The organism is Mesorhizobium sp. M7A.F.Ca.CA.002.05.1.1 (genome assembly GCF_003998335.1).
GTDB lineage: Bacteria > Pseudomonadota > Alphaproteobacteria > Rhizobiales > Rhizobiaceae > Mesorhizobium.
Genome location: NZ_RZQI01000051.1, coordinates 1 through 13,520, shown reverse-complemented (window position 1 = coordinate 13,520; position 13,520 = coordinate 1). Strand labels below are relative to the sequence as shown.

Annotated in this window: 11 protein-coding genes and 2 pseudogenes; 8 read left to right on the top strand and 5 right to left on the bottom strand. The window is 65.0% G+C overall.

What is annotated here, in order from left to right:
* The 8 genes and pseudogenes from EN939_RS04855 to EN939_RS04820 all read left to right on the top strand — a co-directional run.
* Nucleotides 1-430: pseudogene (locus EN939_RS04855) on the top strand (ROK family transcriptional regulator); the annotation flags it as partial.
* Between the two features lie 135 nt (nt 431-565).
* On the top strand, nt 566-1,258 hold the full coding sequence (locus EN939_RS04850; RefSeq protein ID WP_127267132.1) for a helix-turn-helix domain-containing protein: 693 nt from the start codon (nt 566-568) through the stop codon (nt 1,256-1,258).
* Between the two features lie 3 nt (nt 1,259-1,261).
* Nucleotides 1,262-2,341 carry an extracellular solute-binding protein gene (locus EN939_RS04845; protein ID WP_127267131.1) on the top strand — a complete coding sequence of 360 codons (1,080 nt, stop codon included), beginning with the start codon at nt 1,262-1,264 and terminating at the stop codon, nt 2,339-2,341.
* 24 nt (nt 2,342-2,365) lie between these two features.
* Nucleotides 2,366-3,274 carry an ABC transporter permease gene (locus EN939_RS04840; protein ID WP_127267130.1) on the top strand — a complete coding sequence of 303 codons (909 nt, stop codon included), beginning with the start codon at nt 2,366-2,368 and terminating at the stop codon, nt 3,272-3,274.
* Complete coding sequence (locus tag EN939_RS04835; RefSeq protein WP_127267129.1) at nt 3,271-4,059, top strand: ABC transporter permease; 789 nt, start codon at nt 3,271-3,273, stop codon at nt 4,057-4,059. Before EN939_RS04840 ends, EN939_RS04835 begins: the two co-directional genes overlap by 4 nt.
* A 1-nt stretch (nt 4,060) precedes the next feature.
* Nucleotides 4,061-5,170: an ABC transporter ATP-binding protein gene (locus tag EN939_RS04830; RefSeq protein ID WP_127267128.1), complete on the top strand. Its 1,110-nt coding sequence runs from the start codon at nt 4,061-4,063 to the stop codon at nt 5,168-5,170.
* 27 nt (nt 5,171-5,197) lie between these two features.
* Nucleotides 5,198-6,580 carry an NAD(P)/FAD-dependent oxidoreductase gene (locus EN939_RS04825; protein WP_127267127.1) on the top strand — a complete coding sequence of 461 codons (1,383 nt, stop codon included), beginning with the start codon at nt 5,198-5,200 and terminating at the stop codon, nt 6,578-6,580.
* 9 nt (nt 6,581-6,589) lie between these two features.
* Complete coding sequence (locus EN939_RS04820; RefSeq protein ID WP_127267126.1) at nt 6,590-6,946, top strand: cupin domain-containing protein; 357 nt, start codon at nt 6,590-6,592, stop codon at nt 6,944-6,946.
* A 250-nt stretch (nt 6,947-7,196) separates the two neighbouring features.
* Here the strand turns inward: EN939_RS04820 and EN939_RS04815 are convergent, their stop codons facing one another.
* The 5 genes and pseudogenes from EN939_RS04815 to EN939_RS04795 form a co-directional block, all read right to left on the bottom strand.
* Nucleotides 7,197-7,454, bottom strand: coding sequence for a BrnA antitoxin family protein (locus EN939_RS04815; RefSeq protein WP_127267125.1), 258 nt, complete (start codon nt 7,452-7,454; stop codon nt 7,197-7,199).
* 95 nt (nt 7,455-7,549) lie between these two features.
* Complete coding sequence (locus EN939_RS04810) at nt 7,550-10,381, bottom strand: nitrate reductase (protein WP_127267124.1); 2,832 nt, start codon at nt 10,379-10,381, stop codon at nt 7,550-7,552.
* A 3-nt stretch (nt 10,382-10,384) separates the two neighbouring features.
* Nucleotides 10,385-10,714 (bottom strand): nitrite reductase small subunit NirD, encoded by a 330-nt coding sequence (gene nirD, locus EN939_RS04805; protein WP_127267123.1) that lies wholly within the window; start codon nt 10,712-10,714, stop codon nt 10,385-10,387.
* Nucleotides 10,715-10,719: 5 nt separating this feature from the next.
* Complete coding sequence (gene nirB, locus EN939_RS04800) at nt 10,720-13,170, bottom strand: nitrite reductase large subunit NirB (protein WP_127267122.1); 2,451 nt, start codon at nt 13,168-13,170, stop codon at nt 10,720-10,722.
* A gap of 4 nt (nt 13,171-13,174) precedes the next feature.
* A pseudogene (locus tag EN939_RS04795) lies at nt 13,175-13,520 on the bottom strand (ABC transporter ATP-binding protein); the annotation flags it as partial.

The window sequence follows — 13,520 nt, the reverse complement described above, 5'->3', positions numbered from 1 at the left end:
GTTCTTCTATCTGGGAGCACGGCTGCAGAGTAGGCTCATCCTCAACCACCAGATCTACAAGGGAAACTCCAGCGCCAGCTTCGATCATGGGCTGATGCGCCTGGAGAGCGAACTGACCAAGCGCCGGCGCCCGTCCGAAATCATCTGGAGCAGCAGCCCCGAGTGGCCTGACCTTGGCGAGGCCTACAGCGAATGGCTAGGGGAATGCTCCAACCGCCTGAAAGCCTCTATTTCCGCACTGACCCAGTTTGTCGAATTCAGGACGGTCGTCCTGTCCAGCTACGCGCCGCAGAAGATCGCCAAGGCCTTGTGCGCCGACATCGGCCGGGAATTCCCCGGCATCGAAGCGCTGCCCGCGCGGGTCAGCATCAGCCCGAAGGCCGTCGGCGCGGCAAGCCTGCCATTCAGTTCGCGCTTCATGATCCAGTGATCGAGCCGAACCGGCGTTGCCGGTCGGCCGATTACGGGCTCTCTGCAGGTCCATCGATGATTTTCAAATGACAAGGCGATTCCGCTTGCCAGGACGCCTCACTTAATAGCATGTTAAGTGAACCCTGAGATCGCCATGAAAATCGCTGCGGATCACGCACTCAACGACAATGCCGCAACCAGCGCCGAAGCGCGCCGCTCGACGGTATTGGGCGATCGCATCAAGGCCTATCGCACCACGCGGCGCCTGACGCTGCGCCAGCTCGGCGACATGATCGGCACCACCGCCAGCTTCCTGAGCCAGCTCGAGCGCGGCCTTTCGGGTGCCAACACCAGCACGCTGATGCTGATCGCCAACGCGCTCGGCATCAGCCTCGCCGATCTTTTCGACGAACGCGAGGTGTCGCCGCACGCGGTGCTGACACGGGCCGAACGGCCGGCGCTGCCGACCAGCGAAGGCTACCGCAAGACGCTGCTGTCGCGCCGGCCGATCCGCGAGATGGAAGTCTATTGCGGCGAGTTCGCCGTCGGCGGCTCCACCGGCGACGTGCCCTACACGCATGGCAACGCGAACGAGATGTTCCTCGTGCTGCGCGGACGCGTGCAACTGACGCTCGGCGACGAGAGCTTCACCCTCGAAGAGGGCGACAGCATCGAATATTCGACCTCGACGCCGCACCGGACGATCAATGTCGGCGATACGGTGGCCGAAGTGCTGTGGATCATCGCGCCGCCGACAAGCGGCGCTGTCGACCTCGATCAATATGTAGCCCGGAAAACGCTCGCGCCCGGCCTGCCAAAATCAAACAGCGAGCCATCGGAGGGTTAGAAAATGGGAAGCAGATCAAGATTGGCCGGGCTTGTCGGCGCCGCCGCACTGGCCTTGCTCGCAGCCGCCGCTCACGCGCAGAACGCGCCGCCGGCCGGGACCGTGGTGGACGGGTCGCTGAAGGGCAAGACGCTGACCTTCGTCTCGTATGGCGGCATCTACCAGGACGGCCAGGTTGCCGCGCTTAAGGAATTCGTCGACAAGAGCGGCGTCAAGCTGCTGAACGACGGACCGACCGAAATCGCCAAGCTCCAGGCGCAGGTCGAATCAGGCAATGTGACCTGGGATGTCGTCGACACGGATGATTTTCCGCCCTTCGTGCATTGCGGCAAACTGTTCCAGAAGCTCGACCTGACCAAGCTCGATATCTCGCACATCCCGCCCGGACAGGTCGGCGAGTGCAGCGTGCCGGCGATGAATTACGGCATGGTCCTGATGTACAAGAACGACACGTACAAGGACAATCCGCCAAAGGACTGGAAGGATTTCTTCGACACCGCGAAATTCCCCGGCACCCGCGCCATCGACGGCAGCGGCAGCCCGCTCGGCGGCTTGATCGAACAGGCCATCCTGGCCGACGGCGGCAAGGTCGACGCCATGACGCCGGCCGACATCGACAAGGGCATCGCCAAGATCAAGGCGATCGGCCCCGACACGATCTTCTGGAAGACCGGCGCCGAATCCCAGCAGCTCGCCGAGTCCGGCGAGGCCGACATGATCATCATGTGGACCGGCCGCGCCATGACGGCAGTCAAGAATGGCGCTGCCTATACGCCGGTGTGGAAGGACTGGCTGGTCGTCATGGATCAGCTGACCATCCCGGTCGGCGCCAAGGACCCCGATGCCTCCTACGCGCTGATCAACGCCTATCTCGGCAAGAAGTCGCAGGAGATCCTGACCGAGCAGACCTCCTACTCGCCGATCAACAACGAGGCACAGCCAAAGGTCGACGCGTCCGTCGCCGCCTTCCTGACCAACACGCCGGACCACGCCAAGCTCGGCTATCAGCAGAACATCAAGTTCTGGGTCGCCAACTTCGCCGCTGCGTCCGACAAGTGGACGGCGCTGATGGCCGGCAACTGAGCCGGCTACCACTGAGGTGACGGCGTGAGCCAGACATCGCATACGCCGACGGCCGGGGGTGATTATCCCCGGCCGTCAGGTGCCGTGCAGGGGCCGCAGCGGCGCCTGCGCCTTGCCGCCTATCCGTCGCTGCTGGCGATGCCGGCCCTGCTCCTGCTTATCGCGGCTATGGGCTATCCCTTGCTGACCGTCACGCTGCGCAGTTTTTCGGACCCGGCCTGGGGCCTGCAGAACTACGTCTGGTTCTTCTCCACGCCGGTGAACGTCACCGTCCTGTGGCGCACCTTTTCCATCGCCGCCTGGGTCACCATCGTCTGCGTCATCGCCGCCTATCCCTATGCCTATCTCATGACGGCGGTCGGGCCGCGCCTGCGGCTGGTCCTCATCCTGTGCGTGCTGGTGCCGTTCTGGGTCAGCGGCGTGGTGCGCACCCTGGCCTGGGTCATCCTTTTGCAGGATTCCGGCATCATCAATTCGGTCATCAGGCTGCTCGGCTTTGACGGCGTGAAGCTGATCCGCACGCAGACCGGAGTCGTCATCGGCATGGCGCAGGTGTTGCTGCCGTTCATGATCCTGCCGCTCTATTCTGTCATGCGCGGCATCGATTTGCGCCTCGTGCAGGCGGCGCGCAGCCTCGGCGCGCGGCCCGCACGTGCCTTCCTGCAGATCTATCTGCCGCTGTCGCTGCCAGGCGTCTTCGCCGGCGCCATCATCGTCTTCATCCTGTCGCTCGGCTTCTACATCACCCCTGCCCTGCTCGGCGGCCCGCGCAGCACCATGCTGTCGACGCTGGTGCAGAGCCAGGTGCTCAGCCTGCTCAACTGGGGACGCGGCGGCGCCATGGGGGTCGTCCTGCTGGGCGCGACCTTCGTGCTTCTGGCGCTCGCCGCACCGCTGATGCGCCAGCGCCACAAGCAGGCGGCCAGATCATGAGGCTGGCCCCCTTCCGCATCCTGCTCGGCCTGTTCTGCCTGCTGGTCGCCGTGTGGCTGGTCATGCCGACGCTGGTCATCATCCCGATGTCGTTCAACGAGAAGAAGTCGTTGGCCTTCCCACCCTCCGGTTTCTCCTGGCAGTGGTACGCGAATTTCTTCACCAATCCCGATTGGCTGTCGAGCTTCTTCAATTCGCTGAGGGTCGCGGGCCTCGTCGCCGTTGCCGCCACGCTGATCGGCACGCTGGCGTCGCTTGGCCTCAGCCGCATGAAACATTCCGGCGCCGGCCTGCTGCGCGCTATCCTGATCACGCCGATGATCGTGCCCGGCGTGGTGCTGGCGATCGGCATCTATGCCGTTTACCTCGACTACCAGCTTGTCGGCACCACCACCGGCTTCGTCATCGCGCACACGATGCTGGCGATCCCCTTCGTCATCATCGCCGTATCGGCAAGCCTCGAAGTCTTCGACGTGCGGCTGGAAACGGCGGCGGCCAGCCTCGGCGCCAACCGCTTCACCACATTCCGCACCGTGACCTTGCCGCTGATCGCGCCCGGTATCCTGTCCGGGCTTTTGTTTGCCTTCGTCACCTCCTTCGATGAAATCATCGTCGCGCTGTTCATCACCAGTCCCTACCTCAAGACCTTGCCGGTGCAGATCTTCACCAGCATCACCCGCGACGCCGACCCGACGGTGACGGCCGTCGGAACCATCATCTTCATTGCCACGACGCTGATCATCAGCGCCGGGCTGATCATCAGCTCGAAATCGACGAGGAGTTGAGATGACTGCGAGGGAACGTGGCGCGGCCATCGACATCAAGGGCGCAACCAAGCGTTACGGCAATTTCACCGCGCTCGATGATGTCAGCCTGCATATCGAGCCGGGCGAGTTCATGACGCTGCTGGGGCCCAGCGGCTCCGGCAAGACGACCACGCTCAACGTCGTTGCGGGCTTCACCGACCTCACCGCAGGCGATCTTGCCGTCGGCGGCAAGAGCATCGTCGCCCTGCCGGCGCACAAGCGCAACATCGGCGTCGTCTTCCAGCACTACGCGCTGTTTCCGCACATGACGGTCGGCAAGAACGTCGCCTATCCCCTCACCTTGCGCGGCATGGACAAGCAGGCGCGCGACCGTCTCGTTGTACGAGCACTGGACATGGTCAAGATGGCCGATTTCGCGCATCGCTATCCCTCCGAACTTTCCGGCGGCCAGCAGCAGCGCGTGGCGCTGGCGCGTGCCATCGTCTTCGATCCGCCGCTGCTGTTGATGGACGAACCGCTCGGCGCGCTCGACAAGAAACTGCGCGAATGGCTGCAGCTGGAGATCAAGCGGATCCACCGCGAACTCGGCACCACCTTCGTCTATGTGACGCACGACCAGGAAGAAGCGCTGGTGCTCTCCGACCGCATCGCTGTGTTCAATCAGGGCCGCATCGAACAGGTCGGAACCGGCCGCCAGCTCTACGACGAGCCGACGACCTTGTTCGTGGCCAAGTTCATCGGCGAATCGACCAGTTTGCGCGGCGAGGCCCAGGCGTCCGGAGACCAGACCAGCCTGACGATCGCCGGCCAGAAGATCGTGGCCTACGGCAAGCTCGCCGGCGGCCGCAAACCGGTGGTCCTGCTGCGGCCGGAGAAGCTGTCGCTTGCCGGCACCAACACGCCTCCCGCCGCCGGGCAGAACAGCCTCACTGGTGAGGTCAGCGAAGCGATCTATCTGGGGTCGGGTTCGAAATACCAGGTGACGCTTCGCGACGGCTCGGTCGCCATCGTGCGCTCGTCGCTGGAAGCCACACCGTTCTCGATTGGTGACACGGTCGATCTGCGCTGGTCCGTCGTCGATGCAAAACTTCTTGCCGACGACGACCGCGCCGACATGACGATGACCTGACCGCTTTTCCCCGCAGGATTTTTAGACATGGACGCCAAAGTCAACGGCAACGTCTCGTTCTGGTATGCCGACATCGGCCTGCCGGCCTACCGCGCGCCGCTTCCAGGTGATCTCGAAGCCGATGTCTGCATCGTCGGCGCCGGCTACACCGGCTTGTGGACGGCTTATTACCTGAAGAAGGCCGATCCTTCGATCCGCATCGCCATCGTCGAGAGGGAGTTCGCCGGCTTCGGCGCGTCGGGCCGAAATGGCGGCTGGCTGTCCGGCGGCTTCAGCTGGTCGCGCGAAAAATATCTGCAGACCTCGACGCGCGGCGCCGTCATCGACATGGAAACCGCCATGCATGGCACGGTCGACGAAGTGATCGCGGTGACCGAGACCGAAGGCATCGATGCCGACATCCGCCGGGTCGACAATCTGACGGTCGCCACCAACCCGCCGCAGCTCGAACGGATCAAGGCCGCCTATGCCGATGCGATCGGCTGGAGCGTGCCGAGCGAGCGTGTCGGCCTGATCGGTCAGGAAGAGGCCAGAGCCCGCATCAACATCAGAAATGTGCTTGGCGGCTATATCCACCACGGCACCGCGCGCGTGCAGCCGGCCAAGCTGGTGCGCGGCCTGTCCGAAGCCGTCGAACGCATTGGCGTGCCGATCTACGAGCAGACCACCGTGACCGGCATCGAGAAGGGCAAGGTCACGACGAGCCGCGGCACCGTGCGCGCGCCAATCATCATTCGTGCCACGGAAGGGTTCACGGCCGGCATACCAGGCAATGAGCGGCTCTGGCTGCCGCTCAACAGCGCGCAGATCATCACCGAGCCGCTGCCGCAATCGCTATGGGACGAGATCGGCTGGGAGGGCCATGAGCTTCTCGGCGACGCCGCGCACGCCTATTGCTATGCACAGCGCACCAGGGAAGGCCGCATCACCATGGGCGGACGCGGCGTGCCCTACCGCTACGGCTCGCAGACCGACGTGCGCGGCCAGACGCAGCAGGCGACGATCGAAAGCCTGCACGCGATCCTCATCCGCCTTCTGCCACAGACAGCCAAGCTTCGCATCGACCACGCCTGGTGCGGCGTGCTGGGCGTGCCCCGCGACTGGTGCACGACGGCCGGTCTCGACCCTGAGACCGGCATCGGCTGGGCCGGCGGCTATGTCGGGCTCGGCGTATCCAGTTCCAACCTGTCGGGCCGCACGCTGCGCGATCTCATCCTGCGGCGCGACACTGAGCTGACCCGCCTGCCCTGGGTCAACCGCCAGGTCAGCAAGTGGGAGCCCGAGCCGATGCGCTGGCTCGGTGTCCACTCGATGTATCAGCTCTACCGCGTCGCCGACGAACGCGAGGAGGCCGGCCTCCAGCACACGTCGAAACTCGCCGCAATCGCCGATCGCATCACAGGACATTAAGAGACTGCCATGACCGATTTCCAGACCTTCGCCCATCTCGCCTCGATCGATCTCGGCGAGCCCGAGCCCAAGCCGACCTCGATCAGCGGCAATCAGTTCGAAGCAGCGAAGACGCTGTGGACCTCGCCCGACGGCACGTTGGAAGTCGGCGTCTGGGAGTGCACGCCGGGCCGCTTCACCGCATCGCGCGACAGCAATTCCGAAACGTGCCACATCGTGTCAGGCCGGGTCTCGCTGCATGGTCCCGATGGCCGCAGCAAGGACGTCGGCCCGGGCGAAATGCTGGTGCTGCCGAAAGGGTGGAAAGGCGAATGGACGATCCACGAGAAGACGCGCAAGCTCTATATCCTGCACTTCGAGGCGTGAGCCGACGTCCGCTTTGGCTGAAGCCTCCCCAACTTCGTCATCCTAGGGCGAAGCAGGAGCGAAGCTCCGTCGCGGAGACCCTGGGATCCATTCCGTGACAGCCATCGAGGAATGCAGCGGAACAGAATTCTGCACCGCTGCAGCGCTTTGAGGTCGCGGCATGTATCCCTTGGGCTGCGGAGCAGCTCCAGGGGTCTGCGCCGCGTCGCTACGCTCCTTGCTCCGCCCGTGGATGACGAAGCGATGGGCGCTACTCGTCGCCCAAACCGCCGGCCGTCGGCTTGCCTTCTATCGCCTGCCGCAAGGCGTCGTTGATGCGGTCCTGCCAGCCCGGCCCATCCTCCTGGAAGTGGTCCAGCACGGCGCGGTCGATCCGGATCGAAACAAGCTCCCTGACGCCTGGAGCGGCGGAGGGCTCACGAACCGGCGCGGCCGGCTTCTTCACCGGCTTGAAAGCCGCTTCGGCGGCCGCCATCGGATTTGTCGGTCGGCGCGGGGGATTTGCCATTGGGATGACCCTGACTGAAGGCGATTCGTGCGCAGCACGCTTACGCCACCATAGCCCAACCAGCGCCGTCGCGCAGGCCCCTTTGGTCGGGACAATCACTCGGCTGCTTGAAGACTTTGCGCGTCGATGATGACCCTGATCTCCGCGCGGCAGGAGCCGCAATTCGTACCGGCATGCAGGGCCGCGCCGATCCCCGCGACGCTGCCGCAGCCGCGGCGCACCGCTTCGGCGATCTGGTTGGCGCCGACGCCGAAGCAGGAGCAGACAATGGCGCCGCGATCGACGTCGACCCCGCCCGGCCGTCCGGCCACGATCGCCAGCCTTCCGCGCCGGTCGACATGATCGGCACTTAACTGTTCCGCCGCCCAGCCGCGCGACACGGCGACCGGGCCGGGCGCGACGAACAAGGCGCCTGACAGTTGATCGCCGTCGAAGGCGGCGATGCGATGCTGGCCGGCGTCGCAGTCATGATAGGCGAGCATTTCCGCACCCGGTGACGCGCCGAACAGTGACCCGGCAAAGCCGGCCCAGTCGATGTCGTCTTCGGCAAAGGCAAGCTCGACCCGCCAGCCGCCCTTGCATTTGGCCACGGCCCAATAGGCCGCGGCATCGGGCGACGGCCTATGCCGCGTCACCGCAAAGCCGAAGGCTTTTGCGGCGAATTTCTCGATGCGGGCGGCGACATGTTTCAGCGCCGGCTGGCCGGAAATGGGATCGGTCAGCGGCGCGGTCAGCGTGTCGAGCCGGCCCTTTGCCGAGAACTGATCGGTCCAGTGCATCGGCGCAAACAGGCTGCCCTGGCGCTGGCGTATCGTCACCAGCGCGCGCACCAGCACGTCACCGCGCGGGCTGGAAACGCGCACGATGTCGGCGTCACCGATGCCGAAGCGCTGCGCATCCACCGGGTGGATCTCGACGAATGGCTCGGCGATGTGCTGCGAAAGCCGCGGGCTTTTGCCGGTCCGCGTCATGGTGTGCCAATGGTCGCGGATACGGCCGGTGTTGAGGATCAGCGGATAGTCGGGACTGGTGCGGACTTCCGTGGTCGGGCGGATGGCGATGAAGCGCGCCTTTCGATCGGGTGTGTAGAAATTGCCGTCGGCGAAGAAGCGAACCTGGAGCCCAGTCGTGCCGACCCCTTCTGGCCTGCCGGCCATCTCCCCCTCGAGGGGGGAGACTAGCAGCTTTGACACCGGCGCTTCTTCCGCAGCGTTGGCGATTGGCGAAAGCCGAGCGGCAGGCTGATCTCCCCCCTTGAGGGGGAGATGGCCGGCAGGCCAGAAGGGGTCGGCACGACCGGGCGCCGGCCACTGGAACGGCTCAAGCGTTGCGTAGGTCTCGCCATCAACTCCGCCGTAGACGCCAATATCGAAGTCCCGCACACCATCATTCTCGAACCCCGACAGCGCCGCGTGTTCAGCAAAAACTTCCGCCGGCGTCGCATAGGAAAACGCCTCGCCGAACCCCATCCGCTTGCCCACCTCGGCGACGATCCGCCAGTCGGGCAGCACCTCGCCGGGCAGCTCCAAAAACGCGCGCTGGCGCGACACCCGGCGCTCTGAATTGGTGACGGTGCCGTCCTTCTCGCCCCAGGCGGCGGCGGGCAGCCGGACATGGGCATGGCGGACGGTGTCGGTCCGGGCCAGCACGTCCGACACCACCACGAAAGGGCACGCCTTGATCGCCGCTTCGACGGCATCGGCGTCCGGCATCGAATCGACCGGGTTGGTGGCCATGATCCACAGCGCCTTGATGCGCCCGTCGGCCAGCGCCTGGAACATCTCGACTGCCTTCAGGCCGGGCTTTCCGGCAATGGCCGGCGCGTTCCAGAAGCGCTGCACACGGTCGCGATGGTCGGGGTTTTCGATCTCCATATGGGCGGCGAGCATATTGGCCATGCCGCCGACCTCGCGGCCGCCCATGGCGTTGGGCTGGCCCGTCACCGAAAACGGCCCTGCTCCGGGTTTGCCGATGCGGCCGGTGGCGAGATGGCAGTTGATGATGGCGTTGACCTTGTCGGTGCCGGATGACGACTGGTTCACACCCTGGCTGTAAACCGTCACCGTTTTCGCCGTCGCCGCAAACAGGCTGTAGAAACGGCCAAGCTCGTCCTCGCTCAGGCCGGTGGCGGCGGCGACGCCGGCCAGGTCGAGCGCGGAGGCCGCGAAAAGCGCTTGCCCGAAGCCGGTCGTGTGCGTCGTGATGTAGGCGCGGTCGAGCGCATTGTGCTGGCCGAGATAAGCGAGCAGGCCCGTGAACAAAGCGACGTCGCCATCGGGCGCGATCGCCAGATGCATATCGGCGATGTCAGCGGTCATGGTGCGACGCGGGTCGACCAGGACGATCTTCATCTCCGGCCGCTTTTCCCGGGCAGCCGCGATGCGCTGGTAGAGCACCGGATGGCACCAGGCGAGGTTGGAGCCGACCAGCACGATCAGGTCGGCCAGTTCCAGATCCTCGTAGGTTCCTGGCACGGTGTCGGAGCCGAAAGCGCGGCGGTGGCCGGCGACCGAGGAGGCCATGCACAGGCGCGAATTGGTGTCGATGTTGGCCGAGCCGACAAAACCCTTCATCAGTTTGTTGGCGACATAATAGTCCTCGGTCAGCAACTGGCCGGAGACATAGAAGGCGACCGCATCGGGCCCATGGTGGGCGATGGTCTGCGAGAAGGTCGAAGCGACCAGGTCGAGCGCCTCGTCCCAGCCGGCGCGGCGACCATGGATCTCCGGATGAAGCAGCCTGCCGCCGAGATCGATGGTCTCGGCCAGTGCCGAGCCCTTGGAGCAGAGCCGACCGAAATTGGCCGGATGGTTGGGGTCGCCGCGCACGGACACCTGCCCGTCCGCGGCGACCTTCGCCAGCACGCCGCAGCCCACCCCGCAATAGGGGCAGGTGGTCCTCACCTCGCGCGCTTCCTCAATCTCCATGGTTCAGGCCGCGCGGCTGGCCAGCGCTTCCAGCGCGATGAACAGACGTTCGCCTTCGACCCGCACCGGAATGGTGCGCACCGCGCCCTCGTCGGCGCCGAGCGCTTTGCCCGTCTCCAGCGAAATCACCCAGTTGTGCAAGGGACAGGTCACCGCCGCACCGTGCACGATGCCCTGGCTGAGCGGTCCACCCTTGTGCGGGCAATGGTCGTCGATGGCATAGACCTGATCATCGGCGGTGCGGAAGACGGCGATCTTGCCTTCCGGGGTGGCGACGCAGCGCGCGCCGCGGCGGGGGATGTCGGCGATAGAGCCGATGGCGATCCAGTTCATGATTGTCACTCCGCCGCCTGCGCAAACCCGACCGAGGCCATCGGCCGGAATTCGTGCTTGTCCTTGCCGGAAACGCGTTCCGACCACGGATCGACCTGGGCGAATTTCTGGCTGAAGACGAAGCGGTCGTAATAAGCCTTGCGCTTCTCGCCATCGTCCATGATCTGACGCTTGATCTCGGGGATGCCGATGCGTTTGGCCCATTTGTAGATGCGCTCGAGATAGCGACCCTGCTCGCGATACATCTGCGTCAGCGCCACGATATGCTCCAGCGCCTCATCCTCGGTCTTGACCAGGCCCAGCACCTCGGTGCCCTTGATGTCGAGGCCGGCCGCGCCGGCGAAATGGATCTCGTAGCCGGAGTCGACGCAGATCACGCCGACATCCTTGCAGGTCGCCTCGGCACAGTTGCGCGGACAGCCCGACACCGCCATCTTGACCTTGGCCGGCGTCCACGAGCCCCACATGAATTTTTCGATGCGGACGCCAAACCCTGTCGAATCCTGCGTGCCGAAGCGGCACCAGTCCGAGCCGACGCAGGTCTTCACCGTGCGCAACCCCTTGGCATAGGCGTGGCCGGAGACGAAGCCGGCCTGACCGAGATCGGCCCATACCGCCGGCAGGTCCTCCTTGCGGATGCCGAGCATGTCGATGCGCTGGCCGCCGGTGACCTTGACCATCGGGATTTCGAACTTGTCGACGACGTCGGCGATGGCGCGCAGCTCCGCCGCGTTGGTGACGCCGCCCCACATGCGCGGCACCACCGAATAGGTGCCGTCCTTCTGGATGTTGGCGTGGACGCGCTCGTTGATGAAGCGCGACTGGTAGTCGTCGGCGTACTCGTCCGGCCAGTCGCAGACGAGATAATAGTTGAGCGCCGGCCGGCATTTGGCGCAGCCGCAGGAGGTCGTCCACTCCAGTTCCTGCATGACGGCGGGAATGGTCTTCAGGCCCTTGGCGATGATCAGCCGGCGCACCTCGTCATGGCCGAGCGTCGTGCAGCCGCACATCGGCTGCACCGCCGCCGGATTGTATTTGTCGCCGATGGTCAGCACCATCAGCTTCTCGACCAGCCCGGTGCAGGAGCCGCAGGAGGCTGACGCCTTGGTGTGGGCACGCACGTCGTCGAGCGAGGTCAGGCCCTTCCCCGTAATCGCGCCAGTGATCTTTCCCTTGCAAACGCCGTTGCAGCCGCAGATTTCCGCATCATCCGGCAAGGCTGCAACGGCCGCCATAGGGTCCAGCGGGGCACCCCCCTGGTAGGACTGGCCGAAGATGAGCGTGTCGCGCATTTCGGAAATATCGGTCTGCTTCTTCTTGAGGTCGTTGAACCAGGCTCCATCAGCCGTCTCGCCATAGAGCACGGTACCGATGATGCGGTCGTCCTTCAGGACGAGGCGCTTGTAGACGCCGGCGGCCGCATCGCGCAGCACGATCTCCTGGCGGTCCTCGCCCTCGGCGAAGTCGCCGAGCGAGAACAGGTCGATGCCGGTGACCTTGAGCTTGGTCGGCGTGTCCATATGGACGAAGGCCGCCGCCTCGTTGCCGGCCAGCTGGCTGGCTGTGACCCGCGCCATCTCGTAGAGCGGTGCGACGAGGCCATAGACCTGGCCGTTGACCTCGGCACATTCGCCGAGCGCGTAGATGTCGGGATCGTTGCTGCGCATGCCGGCGTCGACGACGATGCCCCTGTTGACAGCGATGCCGGCCTGTTTCGCCAGCGCCGAATTCGGCCTGATGCCGACGGCCATCACCACAAGCGTTGCTGGGATAATGGTGCCGTCAGCAAGCTCCACCTGCCCGACCTTGCCGTTGCCTGTGATCGCCTGTGTGTTGGCCTTGGTGATCACCTTGATGCCGCGCTGCTCCACGGCACGCTGCAGCAGATAGCCGGCCGCGGGATCGAGTTGGCGCTCCATCAGCGTCGGCATGACATGCAGCACGGTGACGTCCATGCCTTGCGCGTTCAGCCCTGCTGCCGCCTCCAGCCCGAGCAGGCCGCCGCCGATGACCACCGCCTTGGCGCGCGACTGGGCGGCAAGCATCATCGCCTGGACGTCATCGAGGTCGCGATAGGTCAGCACGCCCGGCAGATCATGGCCCGGCACCGGAATGATGAACGGCACCGAACCGGTGGCGATGACGAGCTTGTCGTAAGGCTCGGTGACACCATGATCCGAAGTAACGGTCTTTGCCGTCCGGTCGATGGCAATGATCTTGTGGCCCTTGTAGAGGGTGATGTTGTTGGCGATGTACCAGCCGTCGCCGTGGATGATGATCTCCTCATAGGCTTTCTCGCCCGACAGAACCGGCGACAGCATGATGCGGTCGTAATTGACGCGCGGCTCGGCGTTGAAGATGGTGACGGTGTAGCGGCCCGGCGCCTGTTCCAGCAGGTGCTCGAGCATGCGCCCGGGGGCCATGCCGTTGCCGATGATGACAAGTCTTTCGCTCATGGTGCTACTCCGCGGCTTCGACGAAGCGGTGGCGTTCGTAGAGGAACTTCAGCACCGCCTCGCGGCAGCGCAGGAAAGTCCGGTCGGAAGAGAGTTCGACGCGCCGGCGCGGCCGCGCCAGCGGCACGGGAAGCACTTCGCCGATGGTTGCCGCCGGGCCATTGGTCATCATGACGATGCGGTCGGAAAGCAGCACCGCCTCGTCGACATCGTGGGTGATCATGATCGTCGTCGAGCCGAGCCTGGAGTGGATGTCCATCACCGCATCCTGCAGATGGGCGCGCGTCAGCGCATCGAGCGCGCCGAACGGCTCGTCGAGCAGCAGTATCTTCGGCTCCATGGCCAGCGCC